Annotated in this window: 17 protein-coding genes; 2 read left to right on the top strand and 15 right to left on the bottom strand. The window is 47.7% G+C overall.

Annotation, left to right across the window (positions count from 1 at the left end):
* Window positions 1-147: 147 nt before the first annotated feature.
* The 3 genes from MARGE09_RS09345 to MARGE09_RS09335 are packed head-to-tail and all read right to left on the bottom strand — an operon-like array spanning window position 148 to window position 6,036.
* Entirely contained in the window at window positions 148-3,525 is a 3,378-nt protein-coding gene (locus MARGE09_RS09345; protein WP_236987066.1) for a transglutaminase family protein, read from the bottom strand.
* Between the two features lie 55 nt (window positions 3,526-3,580).
* On the bottom strand, window positions 3,581-4,516 hold the full coding sequence (locus MARGE09_RS09340; protein ID WP_236987348.1) for an alpha-E domain-containing protein: 936 nt from the start codon (window positions 4,514-4,516) through the stop codon (window positions 3,581-3,583).
* Window positions 4,516-6,036, bottom strand: a complete 1,521-nt coding sequence (locus MARGE09_RS09335) for a circularly permuted type 2 ATP-grasp protein (protein ID WP_236987065.1) — start codon at window positions 6,034-6,036, stop codon at window positions 4,516-4,518. The genes MARGE09_RS09340 and MARGE09_RS09335 overlap by 1 nt, the downstream gene beginning before the upstream one ends.
* A 208-nt stretch (window positions 6,037-6,244) precedes the next feature.
* Between MARGE09_RS09335 and MARGE09_RS09330 the strand changes: the two genes are divergently transcribed.
* Complete coding sequence (locus tag MARGE09_RS09330; RefSeq protein WP_236987064.1) at window positions 6,245-6,934, top strand: fumarylacetoacetate hydrolase family protein; 690 nt, start codon at window positions 6,245-6,247, stop codon at window positions 6,932-6,934.
* Between the two features lie 301 nt (window positions 6,935-7,235).
* Here the strand turns inward: MARGE09_RS09330 and MARGE09_RS09325 are convergent, their stop codons facing one another.
* The 12 genes from MARGE09_RS09325 to MARGE09_RS09270 form a co-directional block, all read right to left on the bottom strand.
* The gene (locus MARGE09_RS09325; RefSeq protein WP_236987063.1) at window positions 7,236-7,721 is read right to left on the bottom strand and encodes a 3'-5' exonuclease; all 486 of its coding nucleotides are present in this window, start codon (window positions 7,719-7,721) and stop codon (window positions 7,236-7,238) included.
* Between the two features lie 49 nt (window positions 7,722-7,770).
* Window positions 7,771-8,166, bottom strand: coding sequence for a ClpXP protease specificity-enhancing factor (locus MARGE09_RS09320; protein ID WP_236987062.1), 396 nt, complete (start codon window positions 8,164-8,166; stop codon window positions 7,771-7,773).
* A 167-nt stretch (window positions 8,167-8,333) separates the two neighbouring features.
* Window positions 8,334-10,385, bottom strand: coding sequence for a ubiquinol-cytochrome c reductase (locus tag MARGE09_RS09315; protein WP_236987061.1), 2,052 nt, complete (start codon window positions 10,383-10,385; stop codon window positions 8,334-8,336).
* Window positions 10,386-10,388: 3 nt separating this feature from the next.
* Window positions 10,389-10,988, bottom strand: coding sequence for a ubiquinol-cytochrome c reductase iron-sulfur subunit (petA, locus tag MARGE09_RS09310; RefSeq protein WP_236987060.1), 600 nt, complete (start codon window positions 10,986-10,988; stop codon window positions 10,389-10,391).
* Between the two features lie 362 nt (window positions 10,989-11,350).
* A complete protein-coding gene (gene rpsI, locus MARGE09_RS09305) occupies window positions 11,351-11,743 on the bottom strand; it encodes a 30S ribosomal protein S9 (protein WP_236987059.1) in 393 nt (130 codons plus the stop codon).
* A 12-nt stretch (window positions 11,744-11,755) separates the two neighbouring features.
* Entirely contained in the window at window positions 11,756-12,184 is a 429-nt protein-coding gene (rplM, locus tag MARGE09_RS09300) for a 50S ribosomal protein L13 (protein WP_236987058.1), read from the bottom strand.
* A 240-nt stretch (window positions 12,185-12,424) separates the two neighbouring features.
* Complete coding sequence (zapE, locus tag MARGE09_RS09295) at window positions 12,425-13,534, bottom strand: cell division protein ZapE (protein WP_236987057.1); 1,110 nt, start codon at window positions 13,532-13,534, stop codon at window positions 12,425-12,427.
* A gap of 100 nt (window positions 13,535-13,634) precedes the next feature.
* Window positions 13,635-15,560 (bottom strand): carboxylesterase family protein, encoded by a 1,926-nt coding sequence (locus tag MARGE09_RS09290; RefSeq protein ID WP_236987056.1) that lies wholly within the window; start codon window positions 15,558-15,560, stop codon window positions 13,635-13,637.
* 225 nt (window positions 15,561-15,785) lie between these two features.
* Window positions 15,786-16,424 carry an ATP phosphoribosyltransferase gene (gene hisG / locus MARGE09_RS09285; RefSeq protein ID WP_236987055.1) on the bottom strand — a complete coding sequence of 213 codons (639 nt, stop codon included), beginning with the start codon at window positions 16,422-16,424 and terminating at the stop codon, window positions 15,786-15,788.
* A gap of 78 nt (window positions 16,425-16,502) precedes the next feature.
* The gene (murA, locus tag MARGE09_RS09280; protein ID WP_236987054.1) at window positions 16,503-17,768 is read right to left on the bottom strand and encodes a UDP-N-acetylglucosamine 1-carboxyvinyltransferase; all 1,266 of its coding nucleotides are present in this window, start codon (window positions 17,766-17,768) and stop codon (window positions 16,503-16,505) included.
* A 23-nt stretch (window positions 17,769-17,791) separates the two neighbouring features.
* Entirely contained in the window at window positions 17,792-18,031 is a 240-nt protein-coding gene (locus tag MARGE09_RS09275) for a BolA family protein (RefSeq protein WP_236987053.1), read from the bottom strand.
* 158 nt (window positions 18,032-18,189) lie between these two features.
* Window positions 18,190-18,825, bottom strand: coding sequence for an MlaC/ttg2D family ABC transporter substrate-binding protein (locus MARGE09_RS09270; protein ID WP_236987052.1), 636 nt, complete (start codon window positions 18,823-18,825; stop codon window positions 18,190-18,192).
* 239 nt (window positions 18,826-19,064) lie between these two features.
* On the opposite strand from MARGE09_RS09270, the gene MARGE09_RS09265 reads away from it, so the two are divergent.
* Window positions 19,065-20,054 carry a calcium/sodium antiporter gene (locus MARGE09_RS09265; RefSeq protein WP_236987051.1) on the top strand — a complete coding sequence of 330 codons (990 nt, stop codon included), beginning with the start codon at window positions 19,065-19,067 and terminating at the stop codon, window positions 20,052-20,054.
* Window positions 20,055-20,068 lie beyond the last annotated feature (14 nt).

Genomic DNA, 20,068 nt, shown 5'->3' with positions numbered 1-20,068 from the left:
CGGGCTATTCCCTAAAAAATGCACGCACTGTGTTAATACTCCGACGAATGCCCGGAGTATCACCTTAGAAATTAACGCCGAAAAAAATGGGGCGCCTTTTAATGCACCCCATTAATCACATTATGCCACGCCCACTAAGGGCTTTCGCTAAGGTATCGCCTTGCGCCGCAAATCCAAAGTATAAGGGTACTCACCGGGCGACTCTTCCGGCGGTGGCCCCATTGGGCGCAACGCTTTTTCACGAGGAAAAAACTCGCGCACAGCGTTAATTTCCGGCTGCGGGGTAAACGCGCCCGGCGTATGCCCCATTCCCTCGTAGCGGTTTACCCGCCGCGATTCTGCCTCGAAGGCATTTACTGGGTAACTGTTATAGCTTAGCCCGCCTGGGTGAGAAACATGATAAGTACAACCGCCCACCGAACGACCCGTCCATGTATCGATCAAGTCAAAGGTTAGCGGAGTATGCACGCCAATCGTTGGGTGCAATGCTGAAGGCGGCGCCCAAGCCCTATAGCGCACACCAGCAACACATTCACCATGGCGCCCAGTTTCGTGTAACGGTACACGGCGGCCATTGCACGCCAACACATACCGCTTGTCGGCAAGGCCTGTCACTCGAACCTGAAGCCGCTCGACTGAGGAATCTACATAGCGCGCCGTACCAAAGCTTCCTACCTCTTCACCTAGCACATGCCAAGGCTCAATTGCCCAGCGCAGTTCAATTTCTATATCATCTAACTTAACCCGCCCATAGTGAGGGAAGCGGAATTCCTCAAACGGCAAGAGCCATTCGGCCTTGAAAGGAAAGCCATGCTCGGTCAGGTCATCACACACCTCTTGAATATCGCGCCAAATAAAATGCGGCAACATAAACTTATCGTGTAGCGCTGTCCCCCAACGCGACAACGGCTTTTTGTAAGGGTCTTTCCAAAAGCGCGCCACCAACGCCCGAATTAACAACGACTGCACTAAGCTCATCCGGCTGTGCGGCGGCATTTCAAAACCGCGAAACTCCAATATCCCCTGTCGGCCACTCGCACTGCCTGGCGCATACAATTTATCAATACAAAACTCGGCGCGATGGGTATTGCCGGTAATATCAATCAATAAATTTCGCATCAAGCGGTCTACCAACCAAGGTTGATCCGCCAAACCATCGGGCATTTGCTGAAAGGCAATTTCCATTTCGTAGAGCATCTCATCGCGCCCTTCGTCCGCTCTAGGAGCTTGGCTGGTAGGGCCAATAAACGTACCCGAAAACAAATAAGACAAACTTGGATGGTGCTGCCAAAAGGTAACAAAGCTGCGCAATAAATCTGGCCGCCGCAACATCGGGCTATCGGCAGGCGTCGCGCCACCGAGCGTCATGTGATTACCGCCACCAGTTCCAGTATGGCGGCCATCTAACATGAATTTTTCGGCAGACAAACGAGACTCCCGCGCCGCCTCATATAGCGCGGTGGTATTAGCCACCAATTCTCGCCAGTTGTTTGCTGGGTGAATATTCACTTCGATTACACCAGGGTCTGGCGTAATTAAAAACTTTTGCAAACGCGGGTCTTTAGGTGGCTCGTACCCTTCAATAATAATGGGGGTTTCAAGCTGTTCGGCCACATGCTCCATGGCACCGACTATCGCCAAATAATCTTCTAGCGCGTAAACCGGCGGCAAAAACACATGAATTTTACCCGCCCGCGCCTCCACACATAATGCTGTGCGAATAACCTCTGTGCCTGAACGGTTTTGTGCTTTACCCCGCGGCGCACCCAGTGCAGGGCCAAAGCCTGGCACATCGTTAGAGGCATAAGCCGCTGGAGGTTCGCCCACCAAGGATGTTCGCTGCCCTTGATGATCCACAGGCTCATCAAAGGGATCGCGCTCAAGCGTGTATTCCGGCTCCGCCGAAACAGGCAAATCGGCCAACGGCAAACGCAACCCCATTGGCGAATCCCCGGGTATTAGCACCAATCGCTCGCGCCTAAACTGCCATCGGCTAGAGCACCAAGCTTTCCCGTCAATATCTCGCTCAATGGGCAATACAAAACCTGTTGGTACATCAAAACCTTGCTCTAATACACGCGCAATGCGTTTGCGCTCTAAGCTTGCTTTAGCGCCAGCCACTAAAGCATCAACATTGCGCGGTAAGCGTTGCTCTTGTAGCAAATAATGCAGCCCATCTTCATAGGCCGGATGCACAAAACGTTTTTCGATACCAAGCACTGCCGCTAGTTGATCTACAAATTTGCGCGCGGTATTCGCGTCGTGGTTATAATTTTTATCAACTCGCGCCAAAAGCCCTTGGTTATTCCAAACAGGCTCACCATCCCTGCGCCAAAAAGCCCCCAACGCCCAACGGGGAACCTCCTCCCCCGGATACCATTTACCTTGGCCATAATGCAGCATCCCACCAACGGCAAATTCATCGCGCAAGCGAAGCAATAGTGTTTTTGCTAAGCGCAGCTTATCCGCGCCCAACGCCTCGGTATTCCACTGCGCAGATTCCATATCATCAATAGAAACAAAGGTCGGCTCGCCGCCCATTGTTAAGCGAACATCTTCACTTTCTAAAACCTTATCGACTTTATCGCCGAGCGCTAAAACCTCAGCCCACTGCGCATCGCTGTATGGCTTGGTAACACGAGGATCCTCATGAAAACGCGTCACCTCATTCACAAAATCAAATTCAACTTCACACTTATCCATCGCGCCCTCAATAGGCGCAGCAGAAGATGGATCGGGAGTGCACGCAAGAGGAATATGCCCCTCACCGGCAAACAAACCCGATGTGGGGTCCAACCCAACCCAGCCCGCCCCCGGCAAAAAGACTTCGCACCACGCATGTAAATCGGTGAAGTCTTTTTCAGTACCCGAAGGGCCGTCTAATGATTTTTCATCGGGCGCTAGCTGCACCAAATAGCCCGACGCAAAACGCGCTGCCAACCCCATATGACGCAACATTTGCACAAGCAGCCAGGCAGAGTCCCGGCACGAACCTTTTGCCAGCTCGAGCGTTTCCTCCGGCGCTTGCACGCCAGGCTCCATTCGAATGGCATACTCAATAGCCTCTTGCACCTGCTGATTCACATCAACTAAGAAATCAATAGTGCGGCGTTTCTCTAGCGACACTTTCGCCAAAAATGCATCAAAAGTTTTACCTCCCTCTAACAATTCAAGGTAAGGCGCTAATTCTTTTTTCAGCTGTTTAGAATAAGTAAAAGGAAATTCTTCGGCATACTCTTCCAAGAAAAAATCAAAAGGGTTAATAACAACCATATCGGCAAGTACTTCAACCTCGACCGATAACTCTTTTGTTTTTTCCGGAAACACAATACTGGCTAGAAAATTACCAAAGGCATCTTGCTGCCAATTAATAAAGTGGTTTTCCGGCTTTACCTTTAAGCTATAACTATGGATAGGAGTACGGCAATGTGGCCCAGGTCGCAAGCGGATAATATGCTTCGACAAATTCACCAAGCGATCAAACTTGTAATAAGTATTGTGATTTAAAGCTACGCGAATGGTCATAAGTCTTCCAGCAATCTTCGGATAATAAATTAAAAGGTAAAAGTAATAACGCTAACTAATCCCAAGCAGGAAACCATGTTTCACTAATATCCTGATGCATCCCTATTATTTGAATTTGTAAGTCATTCAAATAATCACGTAAAGACTGCCCCCAAAGATCAGCAGGGTAATCCACGATAAAGTCTTTTTTTATTGATGAAAGCTTTTTCATTAATGCTTCTGAATTTGGCAATTGCCCGCACGACTCAATAAGCGAGTTAAAGCAATAAGCCACAGATTTAGGAAATTCTGTATTGGCAAGTAAATACTGCACTACCACCTTGCCATGCACTGTATCCCTAGTTGTGCGCCGATAGCAGTGGTCCGCATTCAATGAGCGCAACAAATTCAACCAAATAATTTGATGGCTATTAACAGCCTCATCAACATCCTGCATTTCAATAATGGCAGCAACTGCAGCATCAACGTTGCGTGATGTCATATCGGCACGCTCTAAATTGCGCCCGATGCGCAAAAATTTCCATGCGGCATCACGCGGCATATCACTGTATAAGGTGCCTAAAATTTGTTGGCAGCCACAGATAATTTCACGAAGAAATTCATGCCGTTTACTGCGATTAACACCCCACATAATGTTTTCACTGACATAAAGATTCAGCTCATTAATCATGTACCAGACATCGGCCGGAATAACATCGCGCGTCGTGCGCACATTTTCACGCGCTGCTTTTAAAGACGAAACCACAGAGGATGCATTACTGGTATCACCCAGCAAAAATTTAATAACGTTACGCTCGTCTTGTACCGCGTAACGCTCGCTAAAATCGGCCTGTAAGCCGTTAATGCGAATAAGGTTGTACCAACTTAACTGCACAGACCTAGGCAGATCAAACAGCAGCTTATCGTAGATACTAATGAGCCGCGCGGTGCTTTCAATTCGCTCAAGATAACGGGCCGTCCAATAAACACGTTCTGCAACTTTAGATAGCATCACTTTGTTTCTCCACCTTGTGACTGAGCCTGACTCTTAGCCGTATTCGCCTTGGGAGCAACGCCTTTGTCCCCTTCTGTATCAACAATCCAAGTATCTTTACTGCCGCCGCCTTGCGACGAGTTAACCACCAAAGAGCCCTTCTTCATTGCTACACGCGTTAAACCGCCTGTTGTCACATAAGTGCTTTTGCCTTGTAAAATAAAAGGCCTTAAATCCAGGTGACGCGGCTCAGGAGTACACTTTCCAATAATGGTAGGCGCCGTAGAAAGGTCTAGCGTGGGCTGCGCAATGTAATTACGAGGGTTTGCCTTAATAAGCCCTGCAAAGGTTTCTCGCTCTTTTTTCGTTGAATGTGGCCCCACCAACATGCCATAGCCACCCGATTCGTTCGCAGGCTTTACCACCAACTTATCGAGGTTAGCTAAAACATATTCACGCTGCTTATCTTCGTAACATAAAAATGTTTCAACGTTGGGAATAATCGGGTCCTGATCCAAATAATACTTAATTACCTGCGGCACGTATGCGTAAACCACTTTGTCATCCGCCACGCCTGCGCCAGGCGCATTGGCCAACGCCACTTTACCTGCACGCCAAGCCCGCATAAGCCCTGGCACCCCCAAAACGGAATCTTTATGAAATACCTCAGGGTCTAGAAATAAATCGTCTATGCGGCGGTAAATGACATCCACCATTTCGAGGCCGGCTACGGTCTTCATGTAAACGCAGTCGTCATCGGCAACTACAAGATCACTACCTTCAACAAGCTCAACGCCCATTTGCTGGGCCAAAAAGGCGTGCTCGAAATAAGCCGAGTTAAAAATGCCAGGGGTTAATACTGCAATCACCGGCTTTTTTTGCTTGCGTGGAGCCAATGCACTTAAGGTGTCGAAGAGTCTAGCGGGGTAATCACCAATAGGGGCAATATCGACACTTTCGAAAACCTCGGGAAAAACCCGCTTCATGATCGAGCGGTTTTCTAGCATGTAAGAAACACCAGAAGGTACCCGTAAATTATCTTCTAATACATAAAACTCACCATCGCCCGCACGCACCAAATCGGTGCCGCAGATGTGCGCCCAAACACCATGAGCGGGCGAAACGCCTTCACATTCTTTACGGTAATTCGCCGATTGCTTAAGAACAAACTCAGGAATAACGCCGTCCTTAATGATTTTTTGATCATGATACAAATCATCAATAAACATGTTTAGCGCTTGCAAGCGCTGCTCCAAACCCTTAGCGGCGACATCCCACTGTTTCTTTGCGATAACACGCGGAATGATATCTAACGGCCACGAGCGATCAATATTACCCTCATCGGTATAAACCGTAAAAGTCACGCCCATCGCTTGAATAGTAGACTCTGCAGCGTTTCGCCGAACATCAACATCTTCTGGGCTTAATGATTTGAGATAGGAAATAAGCTTTTTGGCTGGCAATCGCGCGTTGCCCGGGGTACTAATTAGCTCGTCGTAAAAGCCTGCCGGATCGTAATCTTTCCAATATTGTTGCATAATTTTGTGGTGCCCTTATCAATAAGCGCTTCAATCCACCTCTGTAACTTTAAGCACAACCCCTTAAAGCACTCAGTACTGATTTCGCAACCTTGACCTAGAATTAAAAGTCCCCAACGTGCCCTTAGATATAAGCAGTTATCAGACCAATCATGCTAGCTTCGGCTAGCATTTTATATAATAGCGATCAGCAATATACGGCAAAAAAATGACACGCATAATCCACCGCCCCAGCTCACACTCTTTACCACTAAATAACAACGAAGCTCGCTACAATGTTCGACGCATCATCTGCATCGGCCGCAACTACGCCGAGCACGCAAGAGAAATGGGGCACAACCCAAGCGAGGCGCCGCCATTTTTCTTTTACAAGCCTCTAACAGCGCTTTGCGATGCAAGCGAACCTATAAACTGGACGCTACCAGCCTATAGCAAAAATGTACACTACGAACTTGAAGTGGCCATAGCAATTGGCGAAAAAACGACAAGCAATAATCCAGAGCAAGCCATTTTCGCCTGTGGGCTCTCGCTCGATATGACATGCAGAGACACCCAGCAACAAGCAAAAGCTGCCGGGCGCCCATGGGCAACCGCCAAAGGCTTTGATCACTCGGCCCCATGCTCTGCACTACACACCATTAACTGGGAAGAGTTAAAGCACCTTGGCGACTTCACTCTGCACAAAAATCAGCAACAGGTTCAGCAAGGTAACGTAAATCAAATGGTTTGGCCTATCCCTGAGCTTCTGATTGAATTATCAAAATATACCCAGCTCGACGATGGCGACCTGATATTAACAGGGACACCTGCTGGCGTTGGGCCTGTAATAGAGGGAGACCGGCTGGAAGCCAAAATTGACGGACTACCCTGCGCGATGACAATTAATATTCAGCAATAAACACTTGAGACACTCATCACACCTAAGGCACAAGCGCTAAATAACTACGTAGTTTTACCCATAGCAACGTATGAGCGCTCACACTATGATCTTCACACCCGCAAGCACAGCGAGATTAAAGCGCTTGCGTCGGCAAACGGACAGCCGCTCCACTAAAACCCCACACTAAATGCAGCAAAAGTTTTTAGTGGTGAATATTTGCACTCGAAATTTTGGAAAATGTTGTCGATGAGGGTACGAACAACAAAGGAAACGCACGGATGCGTAGGAGCAAGGACGCCCCTATTTTTCTGCACTTGCGCTAACGCAAATGGCGAGTAGCCTTGTATGTTTCTTGAATCAATAATGCATCATGGCTAGCACGATGACGATCAAAGGCAAACAACTCCAGTAATTCGGCTTTCACATCACCCCAAGCTTTTTGCTGCGCCTCTGACTGGATGGATTCAATGGGCGATAGCGAAAAAGATGGATCTATCTGCCCGGCCTGATAAAGCGTATTCAACCACGGCTTATCAACAACCCAGCCATCAGAATAAACAACTTGATCACCCAACAACTGATTCAACCGCATGCAAACATCCACAATAGGAATACCATGGCGGAGCAGGTCTTTTCTGGAAATTTGATGTATTTTTGCGGCTTCCTCATCCCAGTGCTGCCATTGCTCGAGCGGCTGAATTAAGGTGCAAAAACGCTCCCCACCACCCAAAGCAATACCGACCTCTATAGGATAACTTTCATAACCAAAGCCCGAAGCCTCGAAATCAAGGATGGTCGGCAGCATGATATAACCTTATTATTGAACTTACATTTTTAGCCTAGTCGCGACAAAACTACTTAACCACTTTAAGCATTGGCTTTTTGACAGACTTCTCGTTTGGCTTAGTATCTTTTGGCGGCTCAGGCGGCGGGGCCTCTGGCTCAAACATCATGCCTTGGCCATTTTCTTTGGCATAAATACCCATAATCGCGTGACTTGGAACATAGATATCGGTTGGCACACCACCAAAACGTGCACTAAAACTAACAGCAGTGTTTGATATGTCGAACCCCATAATCGCCCTAGGCGCTACATTCAAAATAATTTGACCATCCTTGCCCACTGAATTTTGAGGAACACTAACCCCTTGCTCATTAGCATTCACCAACAAATAAGGTGTCAGTTGATTATCGTTAATCCACTCGTATAGGGCGCGAATCAAATAGGGACGACTAGAAGACATGGACATAAGCAAGGCCTACCAAAAACATACATTAAGACATTTTGCGCACGATGCACGCATTGGGCCGCATAGTATGGAGCGATAACACGCCATCGGCAAGGCACATTAACCACAAAAAAGCCCAGCATTTGCTGGGCTTTTCATATTTACGTAATGTTGTTCAGGGCTGCGCGTTAGTGAATATCTCGCCAGTACTCACGATTCAAGAACCAAACACACACAAACAACAATAGTAAAAAGGCTAGAACATAAACACCTATTGATTGACGCTTAGCGGCGATAGGCTCGGCGACATATTCTAAAAAGTGCACCAAGTCATACATGGCCTGATGATACTCTTCCGGCGTCATACTGCCTTTAACATTTTTAACCTCTAAGCTACCACAAGGATCAACCTCGCCTAGCTCACCAACCGCGTTGCGAACAACATGGCCATGGTCATCATATTTTGGCCCAGGCGCGCACTCTTGAAGCCCTTGCAGCTCAAGCAAAACATGCGGCATACCTACATTCTCAAAAACCTTGTTGTTCATCCCTGTCGGACGAGACTCGTCTTTATAGAAGGTTAGCAGGTAGGTTAATAGCCACTCAGGGTTGCGCGAACGCGCCACCAAGCTTAAATCTGGAGGAGCAGCACCAAACCAAACTTTAGCTTTTTTAGGATCCATGGAGCCGGTCATTAACTGGCCGATTTTTTCGTCACCAAATATCAGCTGCTCCGACATCACATCACGCGGAATACCCAGATCGTCCGCTACGCGGCCATAACGCGAATACTGAATGGCGTGACACCCCATGCAGTAGTTTACAAATGTTGCCGCACCGCGCTGCAACGATTCTTTATCGTCAAAGTCGGCTTGAAAATGCTCACAAGGAACGGCTCCGCATGCTGCACCACCAGCGGCTGATGCTTGAATTGGCACAATAACCAAAACAGCAAACAAAGCCAAACCACCAAACACTAAGGCCTTACTCAAGCCCTTCTGCTGAACGCGCTCGGGCACAGGCTGCACTTTTTCATACTTAGTCCAGAAAGGCATACCTATGAAATAGGCAAAATAAAGTATCGAGCATATTTGCGATAGTACTGTTCGTGCAGGCGTTGACTCTTTAACCCCAAGGTAGCCCAAAATAACAAACACAGCAGCAAACACAATCAATGCCACGCGACTAAACCAACCTTTGTAGCGCATCGATTTAACAGGGCTGCGATCTAGCCACGGTAGAACAAATAAAATGGCAATCGCAGCTCCCATAGCAATAAAGCCTAAGAACTTGGAATTCAAAGGTCCTATGTCAATCGTTACAGCACGCAAGATTGCATAGAACGGCGTGAAATACCAAACCGGCGCAATATGCTCAGGAGTCTTCAATCCGTTCGCCTGCTCAAAGTTCGCAAACTCAAGGAAATAACCACCCATCTCTGGCGCAAAAAAGATAATCGAGCAGAAAACGAACAAAAATACAGTTACGCCAACAAGATCATGCACAGTGTAAAAGGGGTGAAAAGGAACACCGTCTTTTGGTATGCCGTTCTCATCTTTGTTTTTCTTAATTTCGATGCCGTCTGGGTTGTTTGAGCCGACTTCGTGCAACGCTAGAATATGCATAACCACCAAGCCCAACAGAACAATAGGCATAGCGACTACGTGAAGAGCAAAAAAGCGATTTAAAGTAGCACCAGAAATCAGGTAATCACCACGAATCCACTGAACAAGGTCTTCACCAACAACAGGGATCGCACCGAATAGGTTAACAATAACCTGCGCTCCCCAGTAGCTCATCTGACCCCAAGGCAACACATAACCCATAAAGGCTTCGGCCATCAAAACCAAGTAAATCAGCATGCCGAAAATCCACACAAGCTCGCGAGGCGCCTTATACGAGCCATACATCAAACCGCGGAACATATGCAGATAAACAACAACAAAAAAAGCTGATGCGCCCGTGGAGTGCATGTAGCGCAACAACCAACCATAGGGGACATCTCGCATAATGTACTCAACTGATGCAAAAGCGCCCTCTGGGGATGGCTCAAAATGCATTGTCAGCCAAATGCCCGTTAACAGCTGATTCACCAACACTAAAATTGACAACACACCAAAGAAATACCAAAAGTTGAAATTCTTCGGGGCGTAGTACTTCGCCATATGGGTATCCCACGCACGCACTACCGGCAAACGCGCATCAACCCAACCCAACAAATTAGCAAACATATTATTCATGAATTAGGCCTCCTCATTCTGATCAACACCAATAAGAATCACGCTATCGCTAAGATACTTATGAGGCGGCACCTCAAGGTTAGTTGGCGCAGGTACGCCCTGAAATACTCGACCCGCCAAATCATACTTAGAACCATGACACTTACAAAAGAAACCACCTTGCCACTCGGCACCACTTAGCTCGACAGAGCCCACTTTGGGCTGATAGTTTGGCGCGCAACCTAAGTGCGTGCATAAGCCAAGAAGTACAAGATACTCATCTTTTTGAGAGCGCAGCTTAGGGTCAACATAATCCGGCTGAATAGATTCTTCTGAAGATGGATCGCGCAATAAAGGTTCCATTGTTTGAAGGCCAGCCAAAGCTGTTTTGGTACGACGAACAACGTACACCGGTTTACCTCGCCACTCAAAAGTCACCATTTGACCGGGTTCAATTTTGCCGATATTCGCCTCTACTGGTGCACCAGCAGCCTTAGCTCGCTCACTGGGGTTCCAAGACCCCACAAAAGGTACTGCTGCGCCAACCGCACCAACTGCACCAACCGCAGACGTTACCGCTGTTAGTACTCGGCGGCGAACTAAATTTGCACCGTCATCACTCATCAAGAAAATCTCCTGTGACTATTTACTGAAGACCAGTAGGTTTAAAAAAGAAAAACTAGAAACTTGTAGGCACACGCTATTTACTAAATGGCTATCGTATTAACACTACTGAACAGAATTGCCATGTAAGCGAATTCATCAACATTCTAAGCAGAGAGTATAGACCCATATTACTCGTGGCATAAAAACCGCGCCATACTAATGAAATTACCTCTACGCCACAAGGTAAAACCTTGGATTGATTAGGTCTATATCAAAAGAGCATCAATTTGCGATCCGCACTAAAAAACCATCAACCATAAAAAAACCCGAGCAAGCTCGGGTTTTGATATTCCAAATACAGCACAAAGCTGCGAAGGAAATTAACGCTTTGAAAATTGTGGTTTCTTACGCGCTTTGCGAAGACCCACTTTCTTACGCTCAACTTCACGTGCGTCACGCGTAACGTAACCTGCTTTACGCAAGTCGCCACGAGTAGACTCATCATACGCCATCAAGGCACGGGTAAGGCCGTGACGGATCGCACCCGCCTGACCGAAGCTACCACCACCTTTAACAGTGACATTCACATCAAATTTTTCTGAAAAATCCAACAACTCAAGAGGCTGGCGTACGATCATGCGGGCTACTTGACGACCAAAATACTCGTCCAAGCCACGACCGTTAACGACGATATTGCCGCTACCTTGAGTGATGAATACACGTGCGGTCGAAGTTTTACGACGACCCGTACCGTAGAATTGTTCAGCAGACATAATCAGCTTCCGTTAAATGTTAAGCTCTTGTGGTTGTTGGGCTGAATGCGGGTGAGACTCACCGGCGTATACTTTCAGCTTCTTGAACATCGCGCGACCAAGTGGGCCTTTAGGCAACATGCCTTTAACCGCAATTTGGATTGCACTTTCAGGGGCTTTGGCAATTAACTTTTCAAAGCTGATTGACTTGATGCCACCGATGTAACCGGTGTGGTGATAGTACTGCTTATCTTTTGCTTTATTACCGGTAACATGTACTTTCTCGGCATTGATTACAACAATGTAATCGCCGGTATCTACATGCGGGGTAAATTCTGGCTTGTGCTTACCGCGTAAACGGTGCGCAATCTCAGAGGACATGCGTCCAAGAGTTTTGCCAGCTGCATCGATAACGTACCAGTCACGTTTTACTGTTTCAGGTTTGGCACTGTATGTCTTCATGTTTTAGGCCTTCAAACGTATGGGTACAAATATTTAAAACTTGGCAATAGAACATTATCACCAAGCGTTACAAGAGGCTTAGGTACCATTCCAAATACCGCCTCCAAGTTTCGCTTAGCCAATGACTAACGAAACAAGCTGCGCGTCCTGCGCGGCAGACTGCCCAAAGAACAGTCAAAAAAGGAGCGCGGATTCTATAGGAGGGAAATACAAAAAACAAGCGAATTCGACAACATAAATCTAGGGCTTATGAGCCCGCGCCAAATACTCCTCGCTTTGCATCTCAAGCAAACGACTTTGGGTGCGCTGAAACTCAAATGCCAAGCGGCCGCCTTCTTTGTACAATCCGGCAATAGGCCTTGCAGCAGAGACAACCAATTTCACGCCGCGATCATAAAACTCGTCCACCATATAGATAAAGCGACGAGCTTGATCATCATTGGCCACACCAAGCTCAGGCACATCAGAAACAATCACCGCATGGAACTCACGCGCAAGCTCAATGTAATCTCGCTGCGAACGCGGCCCGTCGCACAACGCCTTAAAGCTGAACCAAGCTACATCCTCGGCCACTTGCACAGACTTAATCGGACGCCCTTCGATCATCAAAACGGCACCCACCTCTTTTTTTACTGCATCGGGAGCTAGACGCTCAAAACTCGCAGACATAGCTTGCCTCGCCACTTCATTATGCGGAACATAATAAAGCGAAGCCTGCTTAAGTAGCCGCAGACGATAATCGACACCGCCATCAACATTTAAAACGGTGGTATTTTTGAGCAGCAAATCAATAGCCGGGAGAAAATTGCTGCGCTGCAAGCCATTTTCGTACAACCCCTGCGGAGCAATATTTGAGGTTGCCACCAAAGTCACTCCCCTCATAAACAGGGCATCAAGCAAGCCCGCTAAAAGCATTGCATCGGTAATATCGGTAACAAAAAACTCATCAAAGCAAATCACGCGGGCCTGCGCTGCGATTTTCTCTGCCACTTTTTCGAGCGGGTTTTTCTCTCCAGCGAAGGCTGCCAACTCATCATGAACACGACGCATAAAACGGTGGAAATGCGTGCGCATTTTTTGCTCAAATGGTAAAGCGTCAAAAAAGAGATCCATTAGATACGTTTTACCGCGCCCCACACCTCCCCATAAATACAGGCCTTTTACCGGCTCTTGCGGCCTCTTAAATAGACGGTGCACAAAGCTTTGCTTGGGTGCAGCAAGCAAGCGCTCACACAGGCCATCTAACGCCTCAACCGCCAAAACTTGCGCACTATCCGCCACAAACCCCTCAAGAGACAAATCCTGCTGGTAGCGCTGCTGCGGTGTTAAAACTGAGTGAGGTATAGACACGAAATAAACCTTTTACCAAAAACCAAATTGTAATCCACAGACCAATAAACGCAAAAAGCCGCGCAATGCGCGGCTTTAAAAGACTGTAATTTTAAGGAGCCTAGTTACAACCAACCGGCACACTAGATACAACAAGATTATCAATCAGAGCAGAACCTTCATGCATCCCTATATTAACGCCAGTAATATCAAAATTTCGAAGAGAATCCGGCCACTGAGCATCAAAAGGAGTACTGGGGTTTTCATCAATTGTTAGGCCATCAAGCCTGACACCATTAACCCAAAGCCCAATTTCACGCCCAACCTTATCGACCATCACCTCCATGCAATTCCATTGATTATAAGCATACTTAAACGAAGCATCCCTAGCCTGCTGACCGTTAGGGCCGCCATCATAGACTTTTGGAGTATCACTTTCAGGATTTCCAATATTCCAATTTAGGTAATCAGTCGCTGCGTGCTGAGGCAACCGCAAGCGCATGGATTTATCCGTATCTGTTTGACTAGCCGAATTTTCAAGAAGCAAAAACCAACGTAAATTCCCCTTAGGGTCAGTGACATTGATATCAAACTTAACAAAAAACTTATCCATATTTTCGACACCTGGAGCAGCCAGCCAACCACTACAGTAAGCCTGCTTAGTTTCCACTTTTACGGCATTACCAGTGCTCCCCTGAACAATACTAAATTGCGGCTCAGCAAAGGCGTTATTTGTACATGCAGCCTTCTTTAAGTTATCCGGAACAACCTCAATGTCATCAAAATCATTGCAATAACCAGCTCCATCGCACCCTTGAGCACTAGGCGCACTACTAGACTGACCCGCCGAGGACTGCGAAGACGAAGTCTGAACCTCTCCTTCTCGCGGTTGCTTCTGAGCAAACAACCAAGGCCATAAATCAGGGTTTAGATAGACCCGCTGCCACAATGAGTGACCATGGGCTTTCATACTCTCCTGATCTTCACGCTGATAGCCGTCATAACCCGCAACCCAAGCACAACCCCCATCATTGTGAATTTTGTTAACAGCATTCACTGTATCTTGGAACCTGTTATTAAAGTCGTTTTGCCCGCCATGAGCCCAAATTGGGAGCTTAGACTCCACTGCGACATTAAGTTGATCAACAGCTGGGGTGTGACCAGCCAAGGGAATAGCCGCAGCCAATAATTCAGGGTGCCTAGCCACCATATCCCAAGTGCCACCGCCACCCATAGAGACCCCTGTTACATATATGCGCGCAGGATCGACCTGATAGGTATCCACCATATGCTGAACCAACTCAAGAACAGAAGACATTACACGTGACGGACTATCACCTAACTGGAAGTTAGCTCTGGAGTTAGCAGCCCATTCATGCCCTAAACTCCAGTGACAACCTTCGCTTTGAAGGCAATGCGGGAAAATCATGTAAGTTGGGAAAGCAGCTTGATTAGCCTCCGTCAAAAGCCCATTACTGGACCCCAACATATAAGGAACCCCATCCACAAGAATACTACCCGGCCCGCTTTCATTCCCTCCCGGCTCGCCAGCCCATGCGCCATGCAATGAAATAATTAAAGGAAACAGCTCATCGCTACTCGTCGCTTGAGCAGGCTCCCACATATGCCACGGCAGATCCCACTCCGTTCCATCAAAGACCCCCTTGTCTTCGAGCATAGCGACATATTCGTCTTTAGATATCGTTAAATCATAAGGTCCAACATTTGCAAGGTCGACAGGCTTACTTTCTGGCGGAGCGCTAGGGCAAGAGGTACGAGGAATAATTTCACCCAATACCTCAGGCTCACTTGACGAGCTAGCGGCAAGCGAGCTACTCGACTGCGCCACGCTAGATGAGCTAATAGATGAACTGCTGGATACAACACTAGAAGAGCTATTAACAACAGAGCTTGACGACTCCATTGCACTACTTGAACTTTCAGGTGTGGTTGTTGCGACACAAGCAGATAAACCCACAGACGCTGACGCCAACGCAGCTACGCGCCAATGTCGCGCTATAAGCTGCTTAAGAGTGGTACTAGACATGACTTTCCCTCCAACGAAACGGTACATCGTTAATTGATAGGGCTACAAAAAACAAAACTCATCAGTATATGAATTATGCATACCCAAAAAAGGAGGGATAATAGGTAATAGCTCACTAACTCTCAAGGACGCAAGTACCAAAGTCGGAAGCTCGACAAGGATTTGAGCGACAACTCACCTATATTGTAAAAATAACAGCCTAATGGGCTTGCAATCGCACAAGATTTACGCCGCCAGCTCACCCACCGCCGAAGCCACCGCATCAATCAACGCATCAATTTGATGATGCTTCATTTTCATGCTGGCTTTATTGACAATCAGCCGAGAGCTGACAGTGGCAATTTCCTCTCTAGCCTCCAAGCCATTGGCAATCAAAGTATTGCCAGTATCAACGATATCGACGATTTCATCCGCCAAACCCAGCACGGGCGCTAATTCCATTGCACCGTATAACTTAATGACATCAACCTGGCGCCCCTGCTCGGCGTAGTAACGCTTAGCAATATTAACGAACTTAGTCGCTATTTTGAGGCGCCCTTTGGGTAGCTCTCGGCCTTTCATTCCTGCCGTCATCAAGCGGCAGCGCGCAATATTAAGATCGAGCGGCTCGTAAAAGCTATTGCCGCCGTGCTCCATTAACATATCTTTACCTGAAACACCCACATCTGCCGCACCAAATTCGACATAGGTTGGCACGTCTACACCACGTAAAATCAAAAAGCGCACATCAGGCGAGGTTGTCTCAAAGGTTAACTTACGGCTTTTGCTAATATCTTCTAAGGGCTCGATACCTGCAGCCGCAAACAACGGCAATGTTTCTTTTAATATGCGCCCTTTTGTTAGCGCAATCGTCAACTGTGACATAACATCCTCGAATAGGGGTACCCCCTACGATTTTATTGATACACGCCAAGGCGCAGCAAGTACTGCCCTGATCGATAACTAGCCTTCTACCACGCGACGAATAGTACCGCCGAGCGCTTGTATTTTCTCTTCGATACATTCATAACCGCGATCGATATGGTAGATCCGGTCAACTAGAGTGTCGCCATCAGCAACCAAACCTGCAATAACTAAGCTTGCGGACGCACGCAAGTCGCTAGCCATAACCGGCGCAGCCTTCAAACGCTCGACCCCACGAATAATGCAGGTATTACCTTCTAGCGTGATATCGGCTCCCATTCGGTTTAATTCATGCACCTGAATCAAGCGATTTTCAAAAATGGTTTCAACCACCGTGCCGGTACCCTCTGCAACGGCATTCATCGCGGTAAACTGCGATTGCATATCTGTAGGAAACGCAGGGTAAGGGGCGGTTTTTAAACTAACCGCCTTTGGCCGCTGCCCCTTCATATCCAACTCAATCCAATCGTCGCCCGAAGTAATATGTGCACCGGCTTCTTCTAGCTTCATCAGCACAGCATCAAGAATATTTGCTTGCGTATCACGCAACCTGATACGGCCTCGCGTCGCGGCAGCCGCAACAAGGTATGTCCCTGTCTCAATGCGGTCTGGCATTACTGAGTAGCTGCAACCTTCTAAGCGCTCAACACCGTATACCGTTAAGCGGTCAGAACCTATGCCTTCAATTTTTGCTCCCATAGCCACCAAAAAGTTCGCAAGATCAACAATCTCTGGCTCGCGAGCGGCATTTTCAAGAACGGTTTTACCTTTTGCCAAAGTAGCCGCCATCAGCAAGTTTTCTGTACCGCCGACTGTCACAACATCCATAAAAATATGCGCACCTTTAAGGCCCTCTGGCGCACGAGCACGAATATAACCGCCGTCTACCTCAATTGTGGCGCCCATTGCCTCCAGCCCTTTCAGGTGGATATCAACAGGGCGGCTTCCAATGGCACAGCCGCCAGGGAAAGAAACATCAGCCTTGCCAAAGCGGGCAAGCATAGGGCCAAGTACCAAAATAGAGGCCCGCATCGTACGCACTAAATCATACGGTGCTTCATATTCTGTCATGGTGCTAATATCAATCTCGACCGTCATGCGTTCGGTAATCGTAATACCCACGCCCATACAACGCAGTAACGCCAACATTGTGGTGATATCGTTTAAGTGCGGAAGGTTAAACAAATGCACTGGCGTATCGGCCAGCAATGTCGCTGCCATAATGGGCAGTGCAGCATTTTTAGAGCCAGAAATGCGAATTTCACCGCTGAGGCTGCCGCCTCCGGTAATTAATAATTTATCCATGAAGGGTATCCGAGCATTACGCCCTATGCTTGAGAAGGCCGCTCGGCGGGTGTATAGGTTTTCATGTGTACAGCGTGTATTTCGCCGCTCGCAATAACATCGTTCAAAGCGCCGTATACCAGCTGTTGTCGCTTAACAGCATTCAAGCCTTCAAACGCCTTACTGACGACTATCAAGTGCACGTGGCTCCCGTCAATTGTCACCTCAACATCACAGCCGGCAATCGCTTGATCAATTAGCGCCTTTACATTTTCAACTTGCATAAACCACCTATCCAGTAACGCTGCCAACAGTTTTGCTATCTACCTGGATCGGTAAAAGCCTGTAAGCGCTCGCAAAAAACGCGCTAGTTTAATCAAAACCAGCGCGTCGTGCATCTACGCTATAGCCAGAAAGTGCGTTTAGCGCTATTCGCACCCGATTAACTCGACGATTGCCCCCAGCCGGCGATCACTTTATCAACATCGTTATTGTACTGTCGCATCGCTTGCGCAAACTGGTCACGAAAGCTTTTACCTAAGTTAATACCATTGAGTACTACGTTGATTAGCTTCCACTCGCCGCTCTTGCTTTGCGCCATTGTGTAAGAAACCACATGGGTGCCATCTTTACTCTTGACCTCTTGAATTACTTCAACCTTACGCTGACCATCGGTTTTTTTCTCGGGGGGAATAACGGCAATATCAAAATCGGAATAGTTCGCCATGCCCTTAGCAAAGGTTTCAACCATTGTTGTTTTAAAGACAACGGCAAAGCGCTCTCGCTGAGCTTCGCTTGCACCTTTATAGTGATTAGCCATCACCACCTTGGCAATATATTCAAAGGCAACAACCGGCTCGAGCAAAGCCGACACTTTGCTATAGTACGCATCGGGATCTTTTTTGAGTAAATCTTTACGACTATTGATAAACGCAACCGTTTCATCAGTCACCGCCGCAACAACCTCATGTGCTGTAAGCGCTTGCTCGGCAGCCGGTTTAGGAGTCGCCTCCGCAAAAACCAATGTCCCCCACAAACTCGCCACCAAAACCACCAAAGACCGACATACAGCCGCCATTTTCCTTCTCCTATTTTTAATTCAAATGAAAGTCGCTTACCACCAAGCAGTCTACGCCACTTAAAATGAACACAACCCAAACACGCGCATTGGAACACATCTTCAAGGCAAAGTTTACATCCATTCAGAAAAAGCCACTTGGCCTTTGCAAGGTTTGTCTTTTGAATAGCTGACATTACATGCGCCGACCAGTAACATGTGCGCCCATTTACTTGTGTTATTCAGTCTAGGAGATAGACATGCCAGAATTACTGCCCGCCGCGCTTGCCATTCTTGCGGGTTTTGTTGGTTTGGTTTGGAGCGCCGATCGCTTTGTTGGCGCCAGTGCAGCCATCGCCAAACTTGCAGGCCTATCCCCTTTAATTATTGGTTTAACCATCGTATCACTCGGCACTTCAGCGCCAGAAGTCATGGTCTCGCTTAGCGCAGCTTTAAGAGGTGCCGGCGACCTTGCTGTTGGCAACGCATTAGGTTCTAACCTAGCCAATATCGGCATGGTACTCGGCGCCACGGCGTTAATTGCTCGCCTACCCATACAAAAACACCTACTCACCTGCGAGCTGCCAGTACTTTTATTAGTGACCGCAGCGGCGGGGTTTGTCTTATACGATGCCAAACTCACTTGGGTCGACGGTGTTATTCTCGCAGGGCTGCTGATTCCAGTAATGCTTTTTATTATTCGGGCCAAAACCCGCGACCTAACGCCAGGCGAAGTTGTTGCCGAGGAAGAAGAAATCCCCGACATGTCAAAAGGCCAAGCTTGGTTATGGTTTGTCATTGGCCTTGCCGTTTTAATTGGTAGCGCCGAGCTTCTTGTATTCGGCGCCGAAACCACCGCACTCGCATTTGGCGTAAGCCCACTAATTGTTGGGCTAACCGTTATTGCTATTGGTACAAGCCTGCCAGAATTAGCCGCATCAGTTATGAGCGCCCTTAAAGGCCATCACGATATTGCACTGGGTAATATCATTGGCTCCAATATTTTTAATTTATTAGCAGTCATGGCGGTGCCTGGGCTTATTCAAACAACTCAAATAGACCCTGCTGCATTTTCGCGCGACTATGCCAGCATGGCAGGGCTAACGTTGTTATTAGCACTAGGAATGGCAGCCGCCTTTTTGTTTAGGGCAGATAAAAGCAAGGCCGGTATCGGCTGGCCATTTGGCCTTTCCATGCTAGGCCTTTATGCTGGTTACTATGTAATACTGTATCAAACGACGGCGCAGTAACACTGCAACAGTGA

This window comes from Marinagarivorans cellulosilyticus (assembly GCF_021655555.1).
Lineage (GTDB): Bacteria > Pseudomonadota > Gammaproteobacteria > Pseudomonadales > Cellvibrionaceae > Marinagarivorans > Marinagarivorans cellulosilyticus.
The sequence above is the reverse complement of the archived record's forward strand: the minus strand, read 5'-3'. Positions and strand labels throughout refer to the sequence as shown.

Bases quoted from the DNA above. Each gene is read 5' to 3' on its own strand.
- MARGE09_RS09345 (WP_236987066.1), bottom strand. From the start codon at position 3,525: ATGACCATTCGCGTAGCTTTAAATCACAATACTTATTACAAGTTTGAT.
- MARGE09_RS09340 (WP_236987348.1), bottom strand. From the start codon at position 4,516: ATGCTATCTAAAGTTGCAGAACGTGTTTATTGGACGGCCCGTTATCTT.
- MARGE09_RS09335 (WP_236987065.1), bottom strand. From the start codon at position 6,036: ATGCAACAATATTGGAAAGATTACGATCCGGCAGGCTTTTACGACGAG.
- MARGE09_RS09330 (WP_236987064.1), top strand. From the start codon at position 6,245: ATGACACGCATAATCCACCGCCCCAGCTCACACTCTTTACCACTAAAT.
- MARGE09_RS09325 (WP_236987063.1), bottom strand. From the start codon at position 7,721: ATGCTGCCGACCATCCTTGATTTCGAGGCTTCGGGCTTTGGTTATGAA.
- MARGE09_RS09320 (WP_236987062.1), bottom strand. From the start codon at position 8,166: ATGTCCATGTCTTCTAGTCGTCCCTATTTGATTCGCGCCCTATACGAG.
- MARGE09_RS09315 (WP_236987061.1), bottom strand. From the start codon at position 10,385: ATGAATAATATGTTTGCTAATTTGTTGGGTTGGGTTGATGCGCGTTTG.
- petA (WP_236987060.1), bottom strand. From the start codon at position 10,988: ATGAGTGATGACGGTGCAAATTTAGTTCGCCGCCGAGTACTAACAGCG.
- rpsI (WP_236987059.1), bottom strand. From the start codon at position 11,743: ATGTCTGCTGAACAATTCTACGGTACGGGTCGTCGTAAAACTTCGACC.
- rplM (WP_236987058.1), bottom strand. From the start codon at position 12,184: ATGAAGACATACAGTGCCAAACCTGAAACAGTAAAACGTGACTGGTAC.
- MARGE09_RS09290 (WP_236987056.1), bottom strand. From the start codon at position 15,560: ATGTCTAGTACCACTCTTAAGCAGCTTATAGCGCGACATTGGCGCGTA.
- hisG (WP_236987055.1), bottom strand. From the start codon at position 16,424: ATGTCACAGTTGACGATTGCGCTAACAAAAGGGCGCATATTAAAAGAA.
- murA (WP_236987054.1), bottom strand. From the start codon at position 17,768: ATGGATAAATTATTAATTACCGGAGGCGGCAGCCTCAGCGGTGAAATT.
- MARGE09_RS09275 (WP_236987053.1), bottom strand. From the start codon at position 18,031: ATGCAAGTTGAAAATGTAAAGGCGCTAATTGATCAAGCGATTGCCGGC.
- MARGE09_RS09270 (WP_236987052.1), bottom strand. From the start codon at position 18,825: ATGGCGGCTGTATGTCGGTCTTTGGTGGTTTTGGTGGCGAGTTTGTGG.
- MARGE09_RS09265 (WP_236987051.1), top strand. From the start codon at position 19,065: ATGCCAGAATTACTGCCCGCCGCGCTTGCCATTCTTGCGGGTTTTGTT.